The 22,794-nt window shown below is 64.7% G+C and carries 19 protein-coding genes; 7 read left to right on the forward strand and 12 right to left on the reverse strand.

The features are described 5' to 3' along the window. Positions 1-243 precede the first annotated feature (243 nt). From ACI3L3_RS11490 to ACI3L3_RS11515, 6 genes are all read left to right on the forward strand, one after another. Positions 244-1,641 (forward strand): ATP-grasp domain-containing protein, encoded by a 1,398-nt coding sequence (locus ACI3L3_RS11490; protein ID WP_404845269.1) that lies wholly within the window; start codon positions 244-246, stop codon positions 1,639-1,641. 33 nt (positions 1,642-1,674) lie between these two features. Next, positions 1,675-3,249 carry a KamA family radical SAM protein gene (locus ACI3L3_RS11495; RefSeq protein ID WP_404845270.1) on the forward strand — a complete coding sequence of 525 codons (1,575 nt, stop codon included), beginning with the start codon at positions 1,675-1,677 and terminating at the stop codon, positions 3,247-3,249. Then, positions 3,249-4,448: a M20 family metallopeptidase gene (locus ACI3L3_RS11500; protein WP_404845583.1), complete on the forward strand. Its 1,200-nt coding sequence runs from the start codon at positions 3,249-3,251 to the stop codon at positions 4,446-4,448. Before ACI3L3_RS11495 ends, ACI3L3_RS11500 begins: the two co-directional genes overlap by 1 nt. A 188-nt stretch (positions 4,449-4,636) precedes the next feature. Continuing rightward, positions 4,637-7,045 carry a PAS domain S-box protein gene (locus ACI3L3_RS11505; protein WP_404845271.1) on the forward strand — a complete coding sequence of 803 codons (2,409 nt, stop codon included), beginning with the start codon at positions 4,637-4,639 and terminating at the stop codon, positions 7,043-7,045. Next, complete coding sequence (locus tag ACI3L3_RS11510) at positions 7,035-7,739, forward strand: response regulator (protein ID WP_404845272.1); 705 nt, start codon at positions 7,035-7,037, stop codon at positions 7,737-7,739. Before ACI3L3_RS11505 ends, ACI3L3_RS11510 begins: the two co-directional genes overlap by 11 nt. Before the next feature lie 312 nt (positions 7,740-8,051). Beyond that, positions 8,052-8,327, forward strand: a complete 276-nt coding sequence (locus ACI3L3_RS11515; RefSeq protein ID WP_404845273.1) for an HU family DNA-binding protein — start codon at positions 8,052-8,054, stop codon at positions 8,325-8,327. A 783-nt stretch (positions 8,328-9,110) separates the two neighbouring features. On the opposite strand, the gene ACI3L3_RS11520 is transcribed toward ACI3L3_RS11515, so the two are convergent. After that, the gene (locus ACI3L3_RS11520; protein WP_404845274.1) at positions 9,111-11,399 is read right to left on the reverse strand and encodes a PAS domain S-box protein; all 2,289 of its coding nucleotides are present in this window, start codon (positions 11,397-11,399) and stop codon (positions 9,111-9,113) included. A 210-nt stretch (positions 11,400-11,609) separates the two neighbouring features. Here ACI3L3_RS11520 and ACI3L3_RS11525 point away from each other — a divergent pair, with 210 nt between their 5' ends. Then, complete coding sequence (locus ACI3L3_RS11525) at positions 11,610-12,530, forward strand: sulfotransferase (protein ID WP_404845275.1); 921 nt, start codon at positions 11,610-11,612, stop codon at positions 12,528-12,530. On the opposite strand, the gene ACI3L3_RS11530 is transcribed toward ACI3L3_RS11525, so the two are convergent. The 11 genes from ACI3L3_RS11530 to ACI3L3_RS11580 are packed head-to-tail and all read right to left on the reverse strand — an operon-like array spanning position 12,524 to position 22,793. Further along, a complete protein-coding gene (locus ACI3L3_RS11530; RefSeq protein WP_404845276.1) occupies positions 12,524-13,039 on the reverse strand; it encodes a TadE/TadG family type IV pilus assembly protein in 516 nt (171 codons plus the stop codon). The two genes, ACI3L3_RS11525 and ACI3L3_RS11530, sit on opposite strands and share 7 nt — an antisense overlap. A gap of 16 nt (positions 13,040-13,055) precedes the next feature. Beyond that, positions 13,056-14,390, reverse strand: coding sequence for a vWA domain-containing protein (locus tag ACI3L3_RS11535; RefSeq protein WP_404845277.1), 1,335 nt, complete (start codon positions 14,388-14,390; stop codon positions 13,056-13,058). After that, positions 14,293-14,676, reverse strand: coding sequence for a TadE/TadG family type IV pilus assembly protein (locus ACI3L3_RS11540; protein WP_404845278.1), 384 nt, complete (start codon positions 14,674-14,676; stop codon positions 14,293-14,295). The genes ACI3L3_RS11535 and ACI3L3_RS11540 overlap by 98 nt, the downstream gene beginning before the upstream one ends. A gap of 20 nt (positions 14,677-14,696) precedes the next feature. After that, a complete protein-coding gene (locus ACI3L3_RS11545; protein ID WP_404845279.1) occupies positions 14,697-16,061 on the reverse strand; it encodes a tetratricopeptide repeat protein in 1,365 nt (454 codons plus the stop codon). 18 nt (positions 16,062-16,079) lie between these two features. Next, positions 16,080-17,024 carry a type II secretion system F family protein gene (locus ACI3L3_RS11550; RefSeq protein WP_404845280.1) on the reverse strand — a complete coding sequence of 315 codons (945 nt, stop codon included), beginning with the start codon at positions 17,022-17,024 and terminating at the stop codon, positions 16,080-16,082. Positions 17,025-17,037: 13 nt separating this feature from the next. Continuing rightward, positions 17,038-17,997, reverse strand: coding sequence for a type II secretion system F family protein (locus tag ACI3L3_RS11555; RefSeq protein WP_404845281.1), 960 nt, complete (start codon positions 17,995-17,997; stop codon positions 17,038-17,040). Beyond that, a complete protein-coding gene (locus tag ACI3L3_RS11560; RefSeq protein ID WP_404845282.1) occupies positions 17,994-19,517 on the reverse strand; it encodes an ATPase, T2SS/T4P/T4SS family in 1,524 nt (507 codons plus the stop codon). Before ACI3L3_RS11560 ends, ACI3L3_RS11555 begins: the two co-directional genes overlap by 4 nt. Then, positions 19,514-20,740, reverse strand: coding sequence for a CpaE family protein (locus tag ACI3L3_RS11565; protein ID WP_404845283.1), 1,227 nt, complete (start codon positions 20,738-20,740; stop codon positions 19,514-19,516). Before ACI3L3_RS11565 ends, ACI3L3_RS11560 begins: the two co-directional genes overlap by 4 nt. A 33-nt stretch (positions 20,741-20,773) precedes the next feature. After that, positions 20,774-21,043 (reverse strand): hypothetical protein, encoded by a 270-nt coding sequence (locus ACI3L3_RS11570; protein WP_404845284.1) that lies wholly within the window; start codon positions 21,041-21,043, stop codon positions 20,774-20,776. Beyond that, the gene (locus ACI3L3_RS11575; RefSeq protein ID WP_404845285.1) at positions 21,040-22,530 is read right to left on the reverse strand and encodes a type II and III secretion system protein family protein; all 1,491 of its coding nucleotides are present in this window, start codon (positions 22,528-22,530) and stop codon (positions 21,040-21,042) included. The genes ACI3L3_RS11570 and ACI3L3_RS11575 overlap by 4 nt, the downstream gene beginning before the upstream one ends. A gap of 32 nt (positions 22,531-22,562) precedes the next feature. Continuing rightward, a complete protein-coding gene (locus tag ACI3L3_RS11580; RefSeq protein WP_404845286.1) occupies positions 22,563-22,793 on the reverse strand; it encodes a hypothetical protein in 231 nt (76 codons plus the stop codon). Position 22,794 lies beyond the last annotated feature (1 nt).

The following is a 22,794-nucleotide window of genomic DNA, read 5'->3' on the forward strand; positions in this document are numbered from 1 at the left end:
TCGACCTTCCCTGATGTCAGGGACGTCAGCGCAGTTGTGATAACAACCTGTTAGCAAAGACCATTTGTGATTATTCATCGTTCGTTACCAAAACTTAAGAAAAATGGCAAATTTTGTCGTAAGTTTTGTAGTGATCTGTGAATTTCTTCATTCTTTCATGCAGTGTGCGATGAAGTCTTGCGTTTTTTGGGAAATAGGGACAACACTTTATGGCATACACCGCCATCAAGCGAAGGGGCGCATATGTACCGCCAGTTTGTCCGTCTTGAAGATGGGGTCTACTACGTCGTCTACGTTGGCGAGGTAAAGGCCTGCTGTCTGAATGCGTACGTCGCGCAGGCGTTTCGGCGCAGTATTGGGCAGGAAGTGCGTGTGATTTCAATCGTTCCCGACATGATGATGGAGTATCGGTGGACTGACGTGATGGTCGTCAATCCACCTGCGGAGCGGCTGCGGTGGGTGCTGGGGCGCGATGTGGCGCGCCGGGTGCCGTCCGCGGCCTTTGCCGCCGGAGTCTGCGCCGACGCCGCGGTCCTGCGCCTGCTGACGGAGCTGGTGCGGCGGCAGGGCGAGGTGCCGGTGTGGATGTTCGAAAGCCGTCCGGAGCTGAGTGTGCGCCTTGCCGGGGGCGTGCGCCTTGTGGGGCCGGACGCGGACCTGACCCGGCTCATCAACGACAAAACATGGCAGTACGCCGCCTTTGCGGACATTGTGCCCGTGGTGGAGCACAGGGTGTGCTCCGGCCGTGAGGCCATGTGCCGCGCGGCGGGTGATATGCTGGAGTATTGCGCCGAGGGCGTGTTCGTCTCCATGGCGTACTCCGCCGGCGGCGGGGCGAGCATGGTTGCCGCCACGGTGACCGATTGCGCGGCGCGGTTTGAGGAGGCGGACGCGCAGTATTTCGTCTGCCGGTACATGCCGCACTGCTTTGATCCAACGGTGCTTGGCGTGGTGGCGGGACCGGATGACGTCTATGTGGCGGGCGTGGCGGATATGGCCATTGAAAACGGCACCGCCTTTCGCGGTTCCACCTTTCCCTCCATCTTGCCCGCCAATGTGCAGCGGAGCCTGCGCGAGGCCACGGAGCGCGTGGGGCGGCGGCTTGGGGAAATGGGCTTTCGGGGTATCTTTGGCTGCGACTACATCGTGGATGAGCGCGGCGAGTATTATTTCATTGAGGTAAACCCCCGCAAGCAGGGCACAACCATGGAGTTTTGCGCGTATCTGGAGCAGCACCTGCCCCCCGGCGCGCCCAACCTGCCGGAATTGGAATACCACGCCGTGCTGCATGGGCGCTTTCCGCCGAAGACGGTGCGCCCCGGCGAGGCGGGAACGCGTAGCGCGCCGCTGTGGTGGGGGACGTACAATTACAAGACGGACGTGGGGGTGACCACGCACGACGCCGCGCCCCAGATTATGTCGGAGCGGGAGTTGTTCGCCTCGGTGGCGGAGCATGGCGGGCGCGGGCACATTGTGCGCGAGCATGTGGGCGCGGGGATGATGGTTCTGCCCGGAACCTTCCTTGCGCGGGTAGTGGCGGCCGCGCCGACGCGGGACGCCATGCTGGAGGAGCTGGAGGCGGGCAAGGCGCGCATAGCGCAAACGGTGGCGGTGGACGGCGGATGCGGCTGTGTGGCCTAAGGCCCGCGTGGGCAGCAGAACCTGGAGGTAAGCGTGATACAGGCCAAGGAGACGGCGGTGGATGCACTGACGAAGGACTTTTTGGACAAGCTTGCGGGAGGCGGCGCGCCGTCCACGGAGCAGCGCGAAACGGTGATGCGCCTGTATGCGCTGGCGCGCGAGGCCGCGGGCACGGCGGCCATTGTGGCCTTTTTCGCCGCCTTGCGCGAGATGAAGCGCGCCAGCGGTCTTGGGTACGAGGCCTTTGGCCTGACGCGGGAGGCGCTGGTGGACATCGCGCGCCTGCATGCGGAGCGCGATGAGCACGGCGTGAGTGTCGGCGGACGGGTTGGACGCGCCTATGATGTGCTGGAGGCCGCCAACGACCGCGTGGAGACCTATCTTGCCCAGCAGGAGGCTGTGCCCGACGGCGAGGCGCTGTGGGAGCGCATGCAACAGAATGCGGCGCGCATCAGGTCCGTCCTCGGCATGAGCGACGATGACTGGAACTCCTTTTCCGGCCAGCTACGCCACGCCATAAACGACGTGGATACGCTGGCCAAGTGCGTGGAACTGCCACAGGCCACCATCCGCGAGGTCACGCGGGTGACGGAAAAGTACCGCATGCGGCTGACGCCGTACTACGCCAGCCTCATTATGCCCGGCGTGGTCAACGACCCGGTGCTGCTGCAGGCCGTGCCCACAGCCGAAATGGTGGACAATATGGGTGTGGAACTGCCGCCCGTGGCGTCGGACCATTCCCCGGCGCGGCTTATTGATCAGTTCTACCCCCGCGTGGTGGCGGTGAAGGTGACCAATATGTGCGCCATGTACTGTACGCACTGCCTGCGCATTGCCCACATTGGCAAGGCGGACCGCGTCTTCCCGCGCGAGGCGTATACCGAGGCGCTTAACTACATCCGCAGCAATCCCCGCATCCGCGACGTGCTCATCACTGGCGGCGACGCTTTTATGCTGCCCAATGAAACGCTGGGGTGGCTGTTGGAACAGCTGGACAACATCCCCCATGTGCAGATGAAGCGCCTTGGCACCCGCGTGCCCGTGACCACGCCCCAGCGCGTGGACGAAGCGCTTCTTGGCATTCTTGCGGCGTCCAATGACAAAAGCCCGGTGCGCGTGGTGACGCAGGTGAACACCGCGCAGGAGCTGACGCCCGTCTCTCGCGCGGCGTTCAAGGCCATCTCCGGGCAGGTGAGCGCCATTTTGAATCAAGCCGTGCTGCTGCGGGGGATTAACGATTCCAGACCAAAAATGTGGAAGCTGTGCGAAACCCTGCACGCTTCGTATATCCGCCCGTATTACGTCTTCAACTGCAGTTACAGGAACCCGCAGTATACGCATATGCGCGTGCCCGTGGAAAAGGGGCGCGACATCATCGAAAGCATGTACGGCAACATCTCCGGAGACGCCATCCCCCGATATATCGCGGCGGCTGGCGGCAAGATTCCCCTGCACCGCAGCAACGTGGTGGGCCGCGCCGAGGACGGCGGCCTGCGCCTGCGCAAGCCGTGGAACGGCGAGGAGACCGTGTACCCCGACGCGGACGCGGACCTGTATGCGGACGACGACCACTTTGCCTTTGCCCGGACGGAGGGAGAGGACACGTGATGCGCGCTGAGGTGTTTCGACAGATTCGGCGGAACGTGGCCGAGCGCGAGGGCGAGATGCTGGCGCTCCTTGAACGCATCGTGCGCATGAACAGCCATTCCGCCAATCATGACGGCATCAACGCCGTGGCGGGCGTCTTCGCCACACAGTTGGAGGCGCTGGGCTTTGCCGTGGAGGTCCGCACCCGCCACCACAGCGGGAACATGGTTCTTGGCCGCAGTCCAGCCCGGATGGCCGCGGGCAGCCGCACGCCGCAGGTGCTTCTGGTGGGGCACATGGACACGGTCTTTCCCGTGGATGCGGGGTTTGACTGCTTCCGGCGCGAGGGCCGCAATATCATCGGTCCGGGCATCATCGACATGAAGGGCGGTCTTGTGACCGCCCTTTTTGCGCTTATGGCCCTTGATGACGCTGGCGAATTGGGGGACATGCCCGTCACTTTCGTCCTGAATCCGGACGAGGAAATCGGCTCGCCATGGTCGCGTGAATGCATTGAGGAGGAGGCGCGGCGCAGCGGGTGCGCCTTTGTCTTTGAATGCAGCGGCCTGCTTGGCGAGACCGTGACCGGGCGCAAGGGGCGCATGCCCTTTACTTTCAGCGTCAGCGGGCCGGGGGGGCACTCCGGCGCAACGGGCATGCACAAGCCCAGCGCCATAGTGGAACTGGCCCGCCGCATTGTGACCGTGGAGGGCTTGAACGAGCCATACCGGGGCCTTTCCGTCAATGTTGGCGTGATTGAGGGCGGCACGGGGCCTAATGTGGTGCCCGAGCAGGCCACGGCGTACGCGGAGGCGCGCTACATGGAGGAGGCCGACGGCGACACCCTGCGCGCCGCGCTGGAAAACGCCATGCTGCGGCCCGGCATTCCCGGCACGGTATGCCGCGTGGAGTTTGGCAGCGGCCGCCCCGCCATGGAGCCAACGCGCGAGAACCGGGCGCTGTTTGGCGTGGCGGGCGTTATGGCTGCGCGTCTGGGCATTCCCATTGGCGAGGACTTCCGGGGTGGGGTGTCGGATGCGAATTTCATTGCGCGGGCGGGGTGTCCTGTGCTCGACGGCATGGGGCCATCCGGCGCGCGCGACCACTCCCACGACGAATATATGGTTGCGGATTCCCTTGTGCCGCGCACGCAGCTTGCCGCCATGACCATGACCGAATGCTGGCGGCTGCTCGCGCGCGGGCGGCTCTTTGACGATTAGGGCGGCGGGTGCACGGCGGGAACACTGCGCTGCTTTGGCGCAGGCGGCGGGCGGCGTATGGCCTTGCCGCTCGGGAAAAAAGCATGTCCGCAAGCTGACGAACGGCAGGTGAGTACTTGCGCAAAACAGGTTTCGGGTATAGTTCAAATAACCGATCACTCAGTTTTTCGAAGCGACATGGGGGAGTTATGCAGAGTCGCTTGCGGATTCTGTTACGACATGACGGTGAAGACGACCTGTTGCACCTGCGAGAGGGGCTGGTGCGGGAGGGGCTTCACTGCACCCTAAAAATCGTCCGTGATGACGCCGCCCTTGACGCCGCACTCCGTGAGGAGTGGGACGCCATAGTCTATGTCCCAGCCCGCGGCGTTGACCTTTCCGCCGTTCTCCGCCGTATTGAGCGCAGCCCGCGCCAGCCGTCCCCCATCGTCCTGCGCGAGGAAATGTGCGCCGAACACACCATGCAGGCCCTGCACGCTGGTGCGGCGGACTGCATCTGCCCTATGGATATGGCGCGCCTTGCCGACAGTATCCGGCGCTCGTGCATGGAGCGGCGGCTGCCGGGGCTGACCTGCCGCGTGCGGCGCAAGCTCCTCGACACCGTGATGAAGTGTACGCTGGCCGGGGTGTTCATCACTGACGAGGACGGGGAGTTCCTGTTCATCAACGACGCGGCCGTGCGCATGCTTGGCCTTGGTGGCGACTGCCTCAAGTGTTGCCCCGGCGCGGACCTTGGCACCATCTTTCAGCCCGAAACATCGGCCAGCATCATGCAGCGGTTGCGCGGGGAGGGCGAATTCCGGTTCGATACCCGCATCCATGCGCAGGGCGGGCATGTGTTCCCTGTGGAGGGCGTGCTTTCCCTTGTGGAGGAGGCCGGACAGGCCTACTGCATTGGCGCGGTGTACGACGTGGCGGACCGCCGCGCCGTGGAGATTGCGCTGGAGGAAAAGGAAGAGCGCTACCGGCGGCTGTTTGAGGACTGTCCCATATCGCTGTGGGAGGAGGACCTTTCCGGCTGCCGGCAGTATTTCGACACCCTGCGCGAGCAAGGGGTCACGGACTTTTACGACTATTTCCGAAGCACCCCCCAAGCCGTGGCCGAATGCGCGCGGCGCGTGAAAATCCTCAACGTGAACAAGGCCTCGTTGGACCTTTTGGAGGCCCGCTCCAAGGACGAGTTGATGCAGTCCTTAGGGCGCATTGTGTCCCCGGCGTCTTTGCCCGTGCTGGCGGAGGAATTCGGGGCGCTGGCATCCGGCGAAACGAGCTACGACGGCGAGCTGGAGCATATAACGCTGAAGGGCGCCATCAGGCGGGTGGAGGTGCACTTTCGCGTTGCGCCGGAAAATGTGAAGGACCTGCGGCGCGTTGTGGTGTCGCTGCTGGACGTGACGGAGCGCCGCACCGTGGAGCGCCAACTGCGCGACGTGCGCGCCCAGTTGGAGCAGCGCGTGGAGGAACGCACCCGCGAACTCAACAGCGCCAACGCCCGCCTGCGCGCTGAGGTGGCGGAACGCCGCCGCACGGAAGAATCCCTGCGCCGCAGCGAGACCGCCCTGCGCGAGGCCCAGAGCATAGCCCGCCTGAGCACGTGGGAGTATGACCCCGTCGCCCGGCGGTTTCATCTGCCGCGCGAGGTGTTTGTCCTCTTCGGGTATCCCGCCAATGATGACGGCATCAGCACGGAGATGTTTTTACAGCTCGTGCATCCGGGGGACCGGGATGAGGTGGTGCAGTCCTACTACACCGCCCTTGAGGGCGAGCAGCCGTATGACATGGAATTTCGGCTGCGGCGGTGTGATGGCGGCTACCGGTGGGTGCATGTGCGCTGCCGGGTGCGCCACCGCGAACAGGACGGGACGCCAGTCGCCTTTGGCACCGTGCAGGACATCACCGACAGCGCCGACGCGCGCGAGCAGATCCGCCACCTGTCGCAGGAGCTTATCCGCGTGCAGGAAATTGAGCGCCAGCGCATGAGCTTGGACCTGCACGACAACGTGGCGCAGACGCTACTCTCCATCAAGCTCGCCAGCACCACTCTTTTTGACGATTACGAAGACATCCCGGAGGAACTGCGCCGCCGTTTGGCGCGGCTTTCCAGCGGCTTGCAGGACGCCATCAACTCCGTGCGCGATTTGTCCTACGACCTGCGCCCCCCGCTTTTGGACCAGTTTGGTCTGGCCCGCTCGCTGGAGCTGCACTGCCGCGAGTTGCAGGACAAAACCGGCGTCAGCATGGATTTTGCCGCAGCGGGGATGGACAACGTCCGTCTGGATTCCGAGATGGAGATCAATTTGTACAGGCTTGTGCAGGAGGCCCTGCGCAACGCCGTGAATCATGCCAAGGCCCGGAACGTGGCGGTACGCATTGTCTCGTCATCGCCGGACATCCTGCTGCGAGTGGAGGATGACGGTATGGGCTTCGACCTTGAGCGGCGGCGGACCCTCGCCCTGCGGGAGCGGCGCATGGGCCTGTCGTCCATGGAGGAACGCGCGCGACTCGTTGGTGGATCGCTGACCGTGAAGAGCCAGCCGGGCATGGGGACGAAGATACTGGCCGAAGTGCCAGTCAGGGAGAGACAACGTGCCAGATGAAAACAAACTGAGCATCATCATTGTGGATGACCATCCCATGTTTCGGGAGGGCCTCAAGTCCATTATCCGCCGCGACACGCGTTTTGAAATCGTCGGCGAGGCAGGAAACGGCCGCGAAGGCATGGAACTGGCCTACAAATTCAAGCCGGACCTCGCCCTTGTGGACATTTCCCTGCCAGACCTCAACGGCATCCACCTGACCGCCGAGCTTAAGCAGACTCTGCCGGAAACGCGTGTGGTCATCGTGAGCATGCATTCCAAGATTGAGCACATCACCGAGGCCTTCAAGGCCGGCGCGTTTGGCTATGTGGTGAAGGAATCCGCCTCCGAAGGATTGCTCAAAGGACTGGAGACCGTGGCCCTTGGCGATTATTTTCTGGATAGCTCGGTTTCGCCCACGGTGGTCAAGAGCCTTATGGAGTCTCCCTTGCGGCGTGGTCCGGGCAAAGACGCCGAATACGGCACCCTGACCCCGCGTGAGCAGGAAGTCATGCGCCTGTTGGCCGAGGGACTGACCACCCGGCAAATTGCCACCAAGCTCTACATCAGCCCGAAAACAGCGGAAAACCACCGCGCCAATCTGATGCGCAAGCTGAACCTGCAAAGCAATATCGAGCTTATCCGCTACGCCGCCCGTCTTGGGCTTATTGACCTTGATTTATGGGTGGATGCGTCCGAGGCAGGTAAAGTATAAGCGCAAATTCAATTTTCTTGGCTTTTCCCAGCCTTTTTGGCGGAAAGCTCCCGGAGTGGGAGCATCCCCCAGAACCTAGGACGGAAACGCAAAAACGCACCAAAGCCCCTTCGGTTTCGAGGGGGCTTTTTTTCATTTCCTTCCGTCATCCTTGGATTTTATGACCCCCAGACCGTCTAGGGGTTTCCCCTATATAAATGGGTGTAATCCTGAAAGTTTGGATAGATTTCCCTATATACAAAGTTTCGTGGATTTTTTTAGATGCATCATCGGCAGAAATCCTAAGCAACTCAATTGAATAGGAGAAAAGCGATGACCAAGGCTGGGATGGTGGAACAGATTAAGGACAAGGCAGGCCTGCCCACGAAGGTCGCGGCAGAAAAAGTGTACGACGCTGTTTTGGACACCGTGCGCGAAGCCCTTATCGGTGGCGACTCCGCCATCTTTACGGGACTCGGCTCGTTCCATGTCGTGCAGCGCGCGGAGCGCGCGGGCCGCAATCCCGGAACCGGTGAAGTGATTCGCATTCCTGCTTGCAAGGTTGTGCGCTTCACTCCCGGCAAAAAGATCCGGGCGATCCTGAACTAGCACAGCTGCTTCGGGGAGAGCCTTGTAGAGACCCCGCTGGGCGAGGCGGGACGATGCGGCACCGGCTTTTGCCGGTCTGTGCCGGGGGACGCGACGCACGCGTTGCGGCCTTGGCAATGATGTCCTGTTGTCTGGTGGCAACAACCAACTTTCAGCGCCTTCTTCCACTTTGTCGCTTCATGGAAGCGCTGGCGCGGTGAGGAACCAGAAACAGCAGCCACCTGTCCGGGGAAGCGCCCCCAGAGGGCGAGAGAGGGACGGGGGTTGTGGCTATGTGGAAAGCAGGGTGACGAGCATGGCTCGCCGCCCTGTTTTTCGTTGGTGGACGGGGGAAAGTGTGGGCGTGGTGTCGTAGGGGCCGCATCGCCATCTGCGCAAGGGACAAGGCCTGCAGGGCTTAGCATGCGGCGCCTGTTTTGTGGAGCGCAAAGAGGAGCGGTGAGGCGGGTGATGAGGCTGTGCTGCGGACGTGAACAAGCTTGAGAGGATTGGATGGCGTGTAAGGTGTGGGCGGAAGCTCTGTCATCACGGAGTGGGGCGAGGTCGGGAAGGCCGAGAAGCAGAGGCAATTGATGGAGCGGTGAGGCGCTGTGAAATGACTCCGGGTTGCGGCTGTCTTGTGGCGAGGGGGGCCGGTGCTGGTTGGTGCGGCGGCCGGAGTGCGGGATGTCCAGCCTCAGGTGGAGGGTCTGCGTGCTTGCCCCGGTCTTGTTCCGGTAAGGACGGCCGCGGCCTCCACGCGCAGGATAAGGGCGTGTGTGGGGGGGGGCGCGCTTTTCCGCGTTATTCGGCGGCTTCGCGCAGGGCGGCGTCGATGCTGGCGGCGAGGTCCTTCTTGAGCATGGGCTTGAGCAAAAAGCCCCTGATGCCGATGCTGCGGGCGCGTTCGGCGCTGATGTCCTCGGAGTAGCCCGTACAGATAATGATGGGCACGTCCGGGCGCAGGGCCAGTATTTCTTTGGCGAGGGCTTCGCCGGTCAGGCCGGGCATGCTTTGGTCCGTGACCACAAGGTCAAACTCGTCCGGCGCGGATTTGAAGACCTCCAGCGCGTCTAGACTGCTGGTGGTCACGCTGGTGGTAAAGCCGAGGCTGTCGAGCATTTCGCCGCCGATGGTGGCCAGGGCCTTTTCGTCGTCAATGAACAGGGCGCGGCCCTTGGCGCTGGGGCGCGGCGTGGCCGGTTCTTCCGTTCCGGTGGGGACGATGTCCGCTGCGGGCAGCACCACGCGGAATGTGGCTCCCTCGCCGGGGGGCGAGTCCACGGATACGGTGCCGCCGTGGCTGCTGACAATGCCATGCACCATGGCCAGCCCCATGCCGGTGCCCTCGTCGGGTTTCTTGGTGGTGAAGAAGGGGTCAAAGACGTTGTCGAGAATATCATCGGGGATGCCCGTGCCTGTGTCCGCTACGGTCAGCAGCACGGCGGCGCGGGCCGTGCCGTCCTCGGTGACGAGGGTGGTGTCCGCCAGCGACACGCGCAGGGTGCCGCCTGTGGCGCGCATGGCGTGCGCGGCGTTGGTGCACAGGTTCATGATGACCTGATGAATCTGGCTCAGGTTCGCCATCACTGCGGCGGATGCGGGCGGCAGGTCCGTGATGATGTTCACGTTGGCGGGCAGAGACGCCCGGAGCATTTTGGTCACTTCCTTCACCACGCTGTCCAGTTGCAGCGGGCGCAGGGCCAGCTCTTCCTGCCTGCTGAAGGTGAGAATCTGATGAATGAGGTCGCGGGCGCGGCGTCCGGCGTTGATGATTTCCGTCAGGCGGCGCTCGGTGACGGTCTCCGGCGTGGCGTCCTCCAGCGTCATTTCCGCATAGCCCATGATCACGCCGAGGATGTTGTTGAAGTCATGCGCGATGCCGCCGGCAAGGGTGCCGATGGCCTCCAGCTTTTGGGACTGGCGCAGTTTGGCTTCCAACTGTTTTCTGCTGCTGATGTCGTGGGCGACCAGCACAAAGCCGTCGGCGTCCTCGTCCACGGCGCGGTCCACATGAAAGGGCGACACCGAAACAAGAAAGACGCCGCCAAGGCCGGGCAGATCCATTTCCACCACTTCGCCGTCGCTTTGGGACATGGCGCGCAGTTGATGCAGGGCGGAGCCGTGGTCATCCATGGGCGGCAGCAGCTTGGACCAGTGCAGGCCCACGGCCTGCTTGGGATGCAGACCAAGGCGCGTGGCAAGGGCCATATTCATGCGCCGCAGGGTGAAGTTGCGGTCCAAAATGGCGATGACGTCGGGCACGCTGTCAAAGGTGCGCTCCCACTCCTGCTTGGCGCGGATAATCATGGCCTCCACGCGCTTGCGCCGGTCGATGTCCTCAATGGAGCCTTCCACAGCGGAAAATTCGCCGGACTCGCCCCGGATGGCGCGCGCGGAGAGCGACACCCAAATGGACGAGCCGTCCACGCGGTGGATGCGGGTTTTAAAGTCGCGGATGCGTCCATGCTCCTCCACCAGCGTGAGGATGCTTTCCTGCGTTTCGGCGTCGAGATGCGGCAGGTCCAACGCGGCCTTTCGCGCAGTTTCAAAGGCTTCCGGCGATTCGTAGCCGAGGATGCGGGTAAAGGCCGGGTTGTAGCTGGTCAGCCGGCCCCACGGCGTACAGCGGAAAATGCCAACCATGGAGTCATCAATGACGCGGCGGTATTTTCCCTCGTTCATGCGGTGGGTTTCGAGGGAGATATTCAGTTGGCGGTAGGCGTTTCCATGGATAAGGGCGCGCTGGACCGCCGGGGCAAAGCTCCAATCCGTCAGGCACAGGTAGTCGTCGGCGCCGTCGTGCATGGCGGCGATGGCGGCCTGCGCGCTGGGTTGCTCGGCAACAAGGAGAAACGGCAGATGCTCGCGAGCGGCGCGGGTGATGGCAAGGCTTTCCTCCCATGGCATACCGGGCAGTTCCGAGGCGGCCATAACGATGTCCCACGGCTCATCCGCCAGGGTCTGCGCCAGCCGGAGCGGCGAAGACACGACATTATACGCGGGTTCCAGCCCGTGGGCCGACAGGCGGGTGACAATGGCGGACGCCAGTTCTTCGGAGTCCGAGATGACGAGCAGACTGAATCGGGTCATCGCAGGGCCTTTGCTGGATGCCGTGCCTTCGGGGCAGGGGCGCGGGGCATCCTGTGTTTTGCGTTTCCGGGCAGGCGGTTAGGATGCTAACCGTCGTCACGATGGATACCAGATTGCCTGCTGGCCGTAAATCGCGCGGGCTGTTGACCCACCCGTGCGCGCCCCGTATTCTTCAGGATGAAAACCTGTAAAAACTATGGGAGGCCGCATATGGCGGACCGGAAGTTACCTCTCATCTATATTGCCAGTAGTGGCCGCTCCGGGTCCACTTTGCTGGATATGCTTCTTGGCGCGCAGCCGGGCATATGGACGGCGGGCGAGGTGCAGATGCTGCCCTTTGAGCTGGCTCGGGGCAAATCCCCCTGCGGATGCGGTGAGCGCGTGGCGGAGTGCGACTTTTGGACCGAGGTCGCGGCCCGGTGCCCGCAGGCGCTGGCTTCGGGCGAGATTGGCCGCTTTCGTGATGAGAATGGCTATGGCAAGGCGCTGCGCTGGGCTGAGATTCGCGCCCTGCGTACGCCCGTGCGGGAGGTTGGGCCGGACCGTTCGGCGGAGTACTTCCACCACGGCAGGGCCAACCGGGAACTGCTGGACACCGTGCGCGCCGTGGCCGAAGAGCGCACCGGAAAGCCTCTCTCGTGGCTGGTGGACGCGTCCAAGGATGTGTACCGCTTGTCGTGGCTTATCCGGAGCGGACTCTTTGACATCCGCGTCATCCATGTTCTCAAGGACCCACGGGCCTTTGTGTACTCCAAAATTCGCCGTCTGCCGCGCCTTGGCGGCTGGCGTTACGCCCCGCGCATGACCCTGCGCTGGGTGGTGGAAAACCGACTGCTGGCGCGGGTGTACCGCACGGAGCTTCCTTTGGAGCATGCCTTGCTGCTGCGGTATGAAGACCTTGCCGGACAGCCGGAGAGGACCATGCGTATGGTCCTCCCGTGGCTGGGGCTTGTGGATGCGGAGCCGAAGATGGATTTTCGCAGCGGCAACCACGCCCTGTCCGGCAACGCCATGCGTGCTGCTGTGGGCGGCATTATGCTTGATGACCGGTGGCGGTCGGCCATGCCCGCCCTTATGCGTGGGGCCGTTGGACTGGCCACGGCCATGGAGGCCCGCCGTTACGGTTATTGACTGGCGATGACGTCGGCCTCGCAGGGGAGCCATGGTTCATTGATCATGCGCCGGGAGCTGGTGAGGGTGATGGCGTCCGCCAGCATGCCGCCGATGAGTGGCGTTACCGGCGTATACGGACAGCGGACTTCCACCTCCATCATGGCGCAGGGGCGTCCTGCGTTGCCCTCGGTGGGCGCGCCTGTGCCCAAGGTTGTGGGCCAGCTCCGTACGGTGATGGTCAGCGGCCCTGTCGGCTCCGGCAGGGCGATGGTATCCGACAGGGTGCGGACCGTGCCCGTGATGCGCGCCAGTCTGTCCCCTTCCATGTCCCCTTGGCCGGTCACGGCAAAGCGTGCTCCGGCGGAGGCGGCCTTTTCCAGTGTGGACTGGGTGAAGTACAGGTTCCCCAGCTCCACAATCAGCAGAATCATTCCCAGCACAACAGGCAGCAGAAGACTGAATTCCACCACGGACAGCCCGCGCTGACGCGCGCGCCTGCCACGGCGGGTGGGGCGTGTGTGGTGCATGGTGTCCTCCCTTGGGCTAGCGCAAAAGCCGCCACCCCAGCTGGCGTCCTATCTTTTTAAACACGTCGCCAATGTCGTAGGGCGAGGGCGCGTTGAAGTAGTGGTCGTCCGTTCCCGGCGTGCTGGACGCCGCGGCTTTGAGCAGGCGTACGTCTTCGGCGTCGGAGGCGCCATAGCGGATGCAGAAAACCTCAATACCGGCGTTGCGGGCGAGCATGGCCTCGGCGAGCAGGTCCTCGTTCAGGCGGCCGCCGTCCTCGCAGTGGGCGTCCATGTCCAGCATGCCGAAGTAGGCGTTGGTCCAGTAGTTGTTGGGGTGGTACGACACCGCGTGCGAGCCGCCGCACATGCCGTCTTCGGTGTCGCCGTCGGTGAGCAGGATGAGGATTTTGCGCATGTCGCCACTGGCGTCGCCCTCGGTAAAGGGGGCCTGCGGCGTGAGGACATGGCGGCCCCACTTGATGCCCTCCGAGATGACGGTGCCGGACCAGTCCCCACGGCCGTCCTGTTCGTGAATGGCGCTGAGGATGGCGTATTTGTCCTGCGTGAGGGCGTGGGTGAAGGGGATGCTGTCGCAGGTGCCGGAACTGACGCGCAGGCTGGACCATGAGGGCACGCGGTATTCGCGTTTGTAATATTCTTCATTCAGGCCGTCGTTGAAGGTGCCGTCGGCGTTGCGGCACCCGGCGGGCAGGCCGTCCACCCCGGCGGGGATGCGGACCTTGCCGCGAAACGGCACCAGACCGATGCGGACCGAGGCGGCCATGCCGTCGGGCATGACAAGGTCCACCAGTTGGCTGGCGGCGGCGTTGGTCTCGTCAATGGGCGCGCCCTTCATGCTGCCGGAGTTGTCGATGACGAAGACGATTTCCAGATTGTTGAACCCGGCCATGGCGCTGGCCTCAATGCGCTGTGAGCTCAGGCCAATAACGGGCAGGAGCATCAGGTCCACATCCGCTGCGGCGGTGATTTCCACACTGCGCACCGCGCCGCCGGGTGTGAGGCCTGTCAGCTCTGCGCCGGGGTGGTTTTCATCCAGATATGTGGTTGCGGCATCCCGGACGAGGCCCTTGTCCATGTCCGGGTCGTAGGGCAGTTGCAGGCTGGCGGCAAGGGCTGCGGAGTCCACAGCGGCTTGCAGCCGGGAGTGGGCAAGGTACAGATTGGCGGAGTCGAGTGCGAGGCCCATCAGGGCGAGGAGAGCGGGGAGGAGGACGGCGATGAGAACGGCGGCGGAGCCTGAGTCGTGACGGTTAGAGCGCTGGCATGCTGGTTCGCGCCCGCAGGGTGAAGGAGCGCGCGCCGGACTGCCCAAAGCCGGGCACGGCGGCGAGAAGCGTTGAATAGACATAGCTGACCTCGACGGTGAGTTTGTCTGTGCTGTCGTCTGTGGTCACGGCGGCGGAGAGCATGTCCGCGTCCAAATCGGGCGCGAGCCGCCGGACCAGTTCCGTTACATCGGGCGGGGCGGGCGAGGACGCCAGAAGCCGCGCAGCCTGTCTGCTGCAGTCGCGGATGTCCGTATAGGCGCCCAGCATGTTGCCGCCCTCCACGAGGGTGGCGATGAAGACGGCCAGAAGCGGCAGGATAAGTGCCACTTCCAGTGCCGCCAAACCGCGTTCACGGTGGTGTCGCATGGGTGCTTCCTCCTTGTGCGTCAGGTGTTGCTTTTGGCCCCGGTGGCGGGGGTGCGCTTGATGATGCGCAGGTTGCGGTAGCCGTGGTCCCGCTTCAGGGTGCGCTGGAGTTGCTGCGCGCTTTGCAGTTCCATGAATTCACCGGCGGTGACGCGGTACCACTTGCCCTTGCCGCGCACCTTCACACTGGACACATGGGCGTTGTAGCCCTTGCGGATAAGCTCGCGCGCAATGCGGCGGGCCTTGCCCACGGAGCGCCATGAACAGACGTGCACCGTGTACACGGGCAGGTCGCCAAGGGGTGTGGGTTCCAGCGTGCTGTTGTCGATGCCCACGGAGTCGAGGAGGAAGTTCAGGGTGGAGTCGGCTTTGGTGACCGGGGTGCCGTCTGGGGTGTAGGAGCGCACGTCGTGGGCGCGCTGCGCGGGGGCGGCCTTTGTCGGCGTGTGCGGCGCGGACTGGGCAAAACTGCGGGCAAGGCGCGCGCGGCGCAGATTTTCGCTGGCGCGCTCGTAGTATCCGGGCTCAAGGCGGATGGCGGTTTCAAAGCAGGTGATGGCGTCGTCGTAGCGCTCCTGCATCAGGTGCACGTAGCCGAGGTTGTTGTAGGCGCCTGCGTCGCCCTCGGCGCTGCGGAAGGCCTCCAAGGCTTCGGGGTAGCGGCCCATGCGCGCAAGGGCGAGGCCCATATTATTGGAGGTGCGGCGCAGGGGCGCGCCAAGGCGCAGGGCCTTGGCAAAGGCGCGTACGGCGTCGGCTTCGCGCTCCATCATGGTGTAGGTCATGCCGAGGTTGTTCCATACGGCGGCGCTGTCTGGAGTGCTTTCGGGCGCGATGTCGAGAGCAGTGCGGAAGGCCGTGACCGCGGCGGCGAATTCGCCCCGGTAGTTGTGGATGGCCCCAAGGTGCGCGTAGGCGCGGTGCAGGGATGGATCAAGGCGCGCCGCGTGGGTGAGGCGCGCTTCGGCTTCGTCGTACAGCCCGTTTCGAAAGGAGACGATGCCCGCGCCTTCAAGGGCCTTGGCGTGGTCCGGGTCTGCACTGAGGACGGCGTTGAAGGCCTCAAGGGCGCTCTCGCTACGTCCTTGCTGGAGGAGCGCCATGCCCATGTGATAACGCGCGGGAATGCACGAGGGCGCAAGGGCGGCGGCGCGGGCGTACTGGCTGAATGCGGCTTCGCTGCGGCCTGCGGCGTCGAGGCGGCGGCCCTGGTCCACGAGGGCGAGGGCCTGCGTGGCGTTCACGGAGGATGCGGCGGACCGGACCTGTGCGTCTTGCGCGGGATGGGCGGCGCTTTGGCCCGGTGTGTGCGCGGCGCAGCCGCACAGCCCTGCAAGCAGCAGAGCCGCCGAAGCCGTCAACAGTGAAGTGGTGCGTCGAGTCATATGCCGTCTCCCTCGGTGTTAGAATCTGGAAAAAACCTTCATAAGCTGGATGGCAGCCGGACCCATAATGGCGACGAACAGCGCAGGCATGATGAAGAAGACAAGAGGAAACAGAAGCTTGACCGGCATCTTGGCCGCGCGTTCTTCTGCGCGCTGGGTGCGGGTGGTGCGCAGCGCGTCGGAGTAGACGCGCAGGGTGCCCGCAATGCTGGTGCCAAAGGTGTCCGCCTGATTAATCAGCGTCACTAAGCTGTTCATGTCTTCAAGGTCCACGCGCCGGGCAAGGCTGCGCAGTGCGTCTGCACGTTTCATGCCTGCCCTCAGCTCAAGAATCAAGGTCTTGAATTCTCCGGATAAAGTTGGCGCGGCGGCGCGGAGCTCGCTCCCCACCCGCGCAAGGGCCTGATCCAGCCCCATGCCTGACTCCACGCAGACCACAAGCAGGTCCAGCGCGTCGGGCAGGGCGTGCAGAATGGCCTGCTTGCGGCGCTTTATGGCAAGGCTCAGCCAGATGTCCGGCAGGTACAGCCCCACCGCCGCGGGGACGATGGTCAGCAAAAGTGACCCACCAACGCCCTGTCCATCCAGCAGAAATTTCCCACCAAGGCCGATGAGGGCACCTGCAACCGTAGCCGCCAGCTTGGCCCCCCAGAATGCGGCGGGTGCGCCGCTGTCGGGGTAGCCGGCGCGCAGCAGCCGCAGCGCCAGCTTGGACATTTCGTCCGGGTCCGCAGGGGCAACGCGCTGGCCGAGGGTGGCGGCGGTGCGTCCCATTGTCCCCGCGAGGCGTTGGCGTAGGGGGTGCTTGGCCGCCTGCCGGCGCGGGCGTCCGCTGAGGCGTTCCTCCAGCCGCGAGAGCTTCCCGCGTGAGGACAGCGCCCCGCTGATGCCAAGGACCAACAGCAAAACGGAGACGAATCCGGCGCAGGCCGCCGTGATGGGGAGCAGAAGTGGTGCCGACATAACCGCGCCTCCTTTAGACCTTGATGGCGATGAGCTTTTTCAGCACCGCCGCGCCGACGCCCATCATGATGATGGCCATGGTCATGACGGACCGGCCCTGCGGTGTTTCGTAGAGCAGGCTCATGTACTCGGGGTTGATGAGATTGATGACCAGCCCCACGCCGCCGGGCAGCGCCAGCAGAATGTAGGCCGTCAGCCGTCCCTCGGCGGAGAGCACGCGGATTTTGCCCTGTAGCTTGAAGCGCTCGCGTATCAGGCGCGAGATGCCCGCGATGATTTCCGCGAGGTTGCCGCCGGTTTCGCGCTGAATGTTCACGGAGACGATGAAGAAGCGCAGGTCCGGGCAGTCCACACGCGCGGCAAGGTTTTCAAAGGCGTCGTCCATGTCGACGCCGAAGTTGATCTCCTCCAGCGTTCTGCCGAATTCCGGCCCGATGGGCGGGGCGAATTCGTCCGCGACAAGGCGCAGGCCGTGGGTGAAGGCGTGTCCGGCCTTGAGGGCGCGGGCGACAAGGTCGAGGGCTTCGGGCAGTTGGCGCTGAAAGGCGCGCATCCGGCGGTTTTTGGCGCGGCGAATCCAAAAGAACGGGGCGTAGCCCAGTATTGTGGTGGGCACCATGTGGAAGAACATATTGTCCGACACCGCCCGCGCCAGATGAAAGCCCACCGCCGCGCCAAGAAGCGCCATGAGCAGGAGCGTGCCCACGCTGATGCGCTTGCCGGATTGGCGGATGAGGGTGTCCAGCCGCTGGGTCCACGACAGCCTGCCCAGCAGGCTGTGGAGCCACGCCACGTCCGAGAGCGAATGCTGGCGCTGGATGTCTACCTCCTGCGGGGCAAGGCGCGCCAGACGCTGCATGCGGCGGCGGGCGAGGCGTTCGCCTTCGTCACGGCGGCTGCGCAGCAGGGTGATCACGGCGCAGGCCGTGGAAAAGAGGCCTATGACGGTGGCAAGGGCGATGAGGGTATTCATGGCGTTTCCTCCCCAACGCTGAGCAGGGTTCCGGCGCGAAAGAGGTCGGCGTCCAGTTCCACGCCGAGGGCGGACAGGCGCTGGGCGAACTTGGGGCGGATGCCCATGGACTCAAACACCCCGCGCACGCCGTGCGTGGCCGTGACCCCCGTCTGCCGGAAGCGGAAAATCTCCTGCATGGTGATGGCCGGGCCTTCCATGCCCGTAATTTCCTGCACGCTGATGAGCTTTCGCGTGCCGTCGCCAAGGCGGGTGGCCTGAATGATGACGTCGATGGCCGAGGCAATGGTGCGCTTGGTGGATTCGCCAGTCAGGTTCAGTCCGGCCATGGCGGTCATGGTTTCAATGCGCATGAGCGCGTCGCGCGGGGTGTTGGCGTGCACGGTGGTCAGGGAGCCGTCGTGGCCGGTGTTCATGGCTTGGAGCATGTCCAGCACCTCCGCGCCGCGAACCTCGCCCACGATGATGCGGTCCGGGCGCATGCGCAGGCAGTTTTTGACGAGGTCGCGCGCGGTGATTTCGCCGCGGCCCTCAAGGTTGGCCGGGCGGGTTTCCAGACGCACCACGTGGTCCTGCTTGAGCTGCAGCTCCGCCGCGTCCTCAATGGTGACGATGCGTTCATCGTGGGGCACAAAGCGCGAGAGCACGTTAAGCAGGGTGGTCTTGCCGCTGCCGGTGCCGCCGGAGATGAGAATATTCAGCCGCGCCCGCACAATGCCGCGCAGCACGTCGCCAATTTCCCGTGTGAGCGCGCTGAAGGCGATAAGGTCGTCCAGCTCCAGCGGGTCGCGCGAGAAGCGGCGGATGGAGAGGCTGGGCCCGTCGATGGCCAGCGGCGGGATGATGGCGTTAACGCGTGAGCCGTCCTCAAGGCGGGCGTCCACCATGGGCGAGGATTCATCAATACGCCGCCCCATGCGCGAGACAATGCGCTCGATGATTTGCCGCAGGTGGGCGTCGTCCTGAAAGCGGGTGTCCGTGCGTTCCAGCTTGCCGCGCCGCTCCACGTAGACCTGCGCGTAGCCGTTGACGAGGATGTCCGACACGGCGGGGTCCTGAAGCAGCGGCTCCAGCGGCCCAAGGCCCAGCACCTCGTGGCGCATTTCGCTGATGATGCGTTGGCGCTCGGCCATATTCAGGGGCGCTTGGCGGAAGTCCTCGGCAAGGATGCGTTCCACAAGGGCGGCGATGCGGCGGCCGAGCTCCTCCGGGTCCAGCCGCTCCACGGCGGCAAGGTCGATGCGCTCGATAAGGCGTTCGTGGAGCTTGGCCTTGACGGTGTAATATTCATCGCCCGTGGCATCGGGGGATGCGGGGCGCATGGGACGCTGGGCGGCGTGCTGCGCGCTGGGCGTGGGCGGGGCGCACGGCGTGACGCCGGGTGCGGGGGCCGGGCCTGTACCCGGTGCGGGCTGCGCCGCGTGCGTAGGTGTTGCCGCGCCGGGGCCGGGCGTTTGCGGGCGACGCTGCGGCGTGTTCCACGCGCCGGTGTTGCGGCTGAGGCGGTCGGTGAGGCTCATGATTCACTCCGTGCGGCGCGCGGGGCGGGCGTCAGGCTTATGGCGCGGGTGCGCGAGACAAGGCGCGACAGAATGCCCCGCGCCGGGGCGGCCTCGGTCTGCGCGGTGTGGCCGAGGGTGGCGGCCAGCCGCGCGATGGAACGCGCCACCGGCGAGGTGGGCGCGCATTGGCGCAGGGGGCGGCCCTGATTGATGGCCGATAGCGTGGCCGCGTAGTCGTTTTCAATGCGCCAGAAGACCTTGCGCCCAAGGAGTTCTTCGGCCTCGCGCACGGAGATTTCCGCCTTGGAGAGGTGGCGGTTGACCACAAGGCGCACCTTTCCGGCAAGGCCGGGGCGCATGGCGTCGAAGTTTTCCAGCAGCTTTCGGACATTGGCGAGGCAGGGCAGGCTGAGTACGCAGACGAGGTAGATATCGTCGGCGTGATCCATGGCGGCTACGGAGATGTCATCCAGATGGGGGTTCCCGTCCACCACGGTGACGGCGTAGTCCGCGCGCAGCCGCGCCATGAGCGCGTCCACGGCATCGGCGGAGACGGCTTCGGCGTCGTCTGGGCGGCTGGGGGAGGGCAGAATATCCAGCCCGCTGGCGTGGCGGACCATGAGGCTGGCGAGGAAGGTGGCGTCCAGCCGCGAGATGTCACGCGCGGCCTCGCCCCAGGTGTTGGCGTATTCAATGTCCAAAAACAGCGGCACCTCGCCAAGGGGAACGCGCATGTCCATAAGGGCCACGCTTTCGCCGCCACCGGCCAATTCCACGGCAAGGTTCACGGCCACGGTGGTGGCCCCCACGCCGCCCTTGCCGCCGATGACGTGGATAATGCGTCCGCCCGCGTCTTCGCCCTGCGCGGCTGTGGGCGCGGCGGTCTGGGGCGCGTCGTAGCGCTCCACAAAGCGCGAGAGCGCAGCGGCAAGGTCGTCATCGTCGCACGGGGCGGGGAGAAATTCCGACGCCCCGGCGCGCATGGCCGCAATGATGAGGTCCGGACTCTTTTCCCCGGCGGTGACGAACACCTCGTGCACCAGCCCGGTGTAGAGCATGCGGCGGATGCGGGCGAGGTCGCTGTCGTGGTCGTCGCCCATCTCGTACAGGCAGGCCCCGCCCGAGCGCGTATCGTCCGCGCGGGTGGCGGTGAAGCGGGGGTGGCGCTCCACAAGGGCCGTGACGCGCCGCTGGGCGTCGTGGTCCCTGAGGATGATGCGTATGGGATACATGGTCTGCATGGCGTGCTCCGCTTGGGCTTGGGTGCGTCGTGGCTACGGTCCGCCGGGAGTGACGGTGCCAAGTTCCAGCGACATGGTCGCTTCGCCGGGCGCCTCCTGCGGCGTGGCGTAGCGCCGCGCCGCGTGGTCAGCGAGTGTGCCGCTCAGGCCCTCGACGGGCGTGGGCGGGGCCGGGCCGGGGGTGACCTGCTGGTACAACAGCTGCTGGTGGTAGGCCGCGCCAAGGGGCGTGGTCTTTTGGGTGGTGCAGGCCGCGCAGGTCAGGGCCGCGCACAGGGCGGTGATGGCGATGAGGCGTGTCATGGTGCGTCCTCCCGCAGGGGCAGAATGTGGCCGAATTCGCCCTCCATGCCCGAGGGCGGCGCGCCGTCGCGTCCGCCGCGGGAGCGCACGGAGGCCGGAGTGATGGACAGGGGCGCGCTGTCGTCCGTGTCGCCTTCCATCTTGCCGAGGACGAAGAATTCAAATTCATCCGGCTCCGTAAAGTGGTCCGTGGGCAGGGTTTGGCGGGCCATATCCGTTGGCTTGGCAAGGTGGGGGGTGACGATGATGACGAGTTCGCTCTCGGCCTTTTGGAACTGCTTGGAGCTAAACAGCATGCCAAGGACCGGGATGTCGCCAAGGGCGGGGTACTTGTTCACGTCCTCGCGCACGGCGTTTTGCAGCAGACCTGCGATGGCAAAGCTCTGCCCGTCGCCAAGCTCCACCACGGTCTCCGCGCGGCGCGAGGTGATGGCCGGGATGGTGAAGCCCTGAATCTGGAGGGCGTTTTGGTAGTCCAGCTCCGAGACCTCGGGCCGTACGTCAAGGCTGATGCGGCCATCGGCCAGCACGGTGGGGGTAAAGCTGAGGCCGACGCCGTAGGGCTTGTATTCAATGGCGACGGAACCAAGGGCTTGCGGGACGGGGATGGGGATTTCGCCGCCGGCGAGGAAGCTGGCCTTCTCGCCGCCGCGGCAGACGAGGGTCGGCTCGGCCAGAATTTTTACGAGTCCGTTTTGCTTCAGGGCCTGTAAAAAGCCCGTGATGGTGGCTTGTCCGCTGTGGAAGCGGAACATGCCATTGCGCGAGGGACTGATGCGGACCTGACCGCTGCCAAGGCCGCCGTTTTGCGCGGCGGCAGGGCCGACCACGGGCAGGGGGCCGTTTTTGTTGTCCAGCGCCCACAGGTCGTTGAGGATGGTGTAGAAGAAATCGCCATTCATGTAGTAGCTGAGGTCAATGCCCAGCTTTTCCATGACGGTGCGCGACATTTCGGCGACTTTGACCTCCAGCAGCACCTGATGCACGCCGCCGACGCGCAGCAGGTTGGTCACGCCATCCGGCGCGGGCGCAAAAGCGCGGGCGAGGTCAAGGGCGGTGGAGAGGCTTTCGGTGCTGGAGACGGTGCCGGAGAGGGTGATGCTTTCATGGGCGGCCATGACCTGAATGCCGCGCTCATTGGGCAGGATGCGGTGGAGCATCTCCTTCAGGCGGGAGAGGTCCGGCGTGACGGTAACGGTGAAGACGCGCAGGACGGCGTCGCCGCCGGCCCACAGGGTGAGTGTGGTTGCGCCGGGGGTCTTGCCGGTGACGTAGACCTGCCGGGGCGACAGAACCATCACGTCCGCAATGGCCGCATCCGCTACGGAAACGCGGGTGACCGGACGCGGCGCGTCCACGACCATGGATTGCCCGGTGGCGATGCGGACGGTACCGGGCGGATATCCTGCGGCCTGCGCTGCCGCCCCACAGGGCAGAAGGCTGGCCATCAGCAGCAGGAGAAGGATGGTGACGGGGCGCGACGGCATGGCGTCTCCCTCCCTGCATGCGCGGCGATGCGCTACATGCTGCTTGTCACGAGGACCTCAATGCGGCGCACGGGCTGAAGGTGACCCTCCGCCACGATGGTTGCGCCATCGATTGATGTACTCGTTTGGTTCGTCTCCGCACTCATGGTGGCGCTGAGGGACGCGGTGCTGGGCGAGGACGAAGGACGAAGCGTGACGGTCGCGGCGAGGATGGCCGTGAAGATGAGCATGCCTGCAAGGATGTGTTTGGGAGCGGAGAGCATG

The sequence above is a fragment of the Desulfobaculum sp. SPO524 genome, from assembly GCF_044987625.1.
GTDB lineage: Bacteria > Desulfobacterota > Desulfovibrionia > Desulfovibrionales > Desulfovibrionaceae > Desulfobaculum.

Bases quoted from the DNA above. Each gene is read 5' to 3' on its own strand.
- ACI3L3_RS11490 (WP_404845269.1), top strand. From the start codon at position 244: ATGTACCGCCAGTTTGTCCGTCTTGAAGATGGGGTCTACTACGTCGTC.
- ACI3L3_RS11500 (WP_404845583.1), top strand. From the start codon at position 3,249: ATGCGCGCTGAGGTGTTTCGACAGATTCGGCGGAACGTGGCCGAGCGC.
- ACI3L3_RS11505 (WP_404845271.1), top strand. From the start codon at position 4,637: ATGCAGAGTCGCTTGCGGATTCTGTTACGACATGACGGTGAAGACGAC.
- ACI3L3_RS11515 (WP_404845273.1), top strand. From the start codon at position 8,052: ATGACCAAGGCTGGGATGGTGGAACAGATTAAGGACAAGGCAGGCCTG.
- ACI3L3_RS11520 (WP_404845274.1), bottom strand. From the start codon at position 11,399: ATGACCCGATTCAGTCTGCTCGTCATCTCGGACTCCGAAGAACTGGCG.
- ACI3L3_RS11525 (WP_404845275.1), top strand. From the start codon at position 11,610: ATGGCGGACCGGAAGTTACCTCTCATCTATATTGCCAGTAGTGGCCGC.
- ACI3L3_RS11530 (WP_404845276.1), bottom strand. From the start codon at position 13,039: ATGCACCACACACGCCCCACCCGCCGTGGCAGGCGCGCGCGTCAGCGC.
- ACI3L3_RS11535 (WP_404845277.1), bottom strand. From the start codon at position 14,390: ATGTCTATTCAACGCTTCTCGCCGCCGTGCCCGGCTTTGGGCAGTCCG.
- ACI3L3_RS11540 (WP_404845278.1), bottom strand. From the start codon at position 14,676: ATGCGACACCACCGTGAACGCGGTTTGGCGGCACTGGAAGTGGCACTT.
- ACI3L3_RS11545 (WP_404845279.1), bottom strand. From the start codon at position 16,061: ATGACTCGACGCACCACTTCACTGTTGACGGCTTCGGCGGCTCTGCTG.
- ACI3L3_RS11550 (WP_404845280.1), bottom strand. From the start codon at position 17,024: ATGTCGGCACCACTTCTGCTCCCCATCACGGCGGCCTGCGCCGGATTC.
- ACI3L3_RS11555 (WP_404845281.1), bottom strand. From the start codon at position 17,997: ATGAATACCCTCATCGCCCTTGCCACCGTCATAGGCCTCTTTTCCACG.
- ACI3L3_RS11560 (WP_404845282.1), bottom strand. From the start codon at position 19,517: ATGAGCCTCACCGACCGCCTCAGCCGCAACACCGGCGCGTGGAACACG.
- ACI3L3_RS11565 (WP_404845283.1), bottom strand. From the start codon at position 20,740: ATGCAGACCATGTATCCCATACGCATCATCCTCAGGGACCACGACGCC.
- ACI3L3_RS11570 (WP_404845284.1), bottom strand. From the start codon at position 21,043: ATGACACGCCTCATCGCCATCACCGCCCTGTGCGCGGCCCTGACCTGC.
- ACI3L3_RS11575 (WP_404845285.1), bottom strand. From the start codon at position 22,530: ATGCCGTCGCGCCCCGTCACCATCCTTCTCCTGCTGCTGATGGCCAGC.
- ACI3L3_RS11580 (WP_404845286.1), bottom strand. From the start codon at position 22,793: ATGCTCTCCGCTCCCAAACACATCCTTGCAGGCATGCTCATCTTCACG.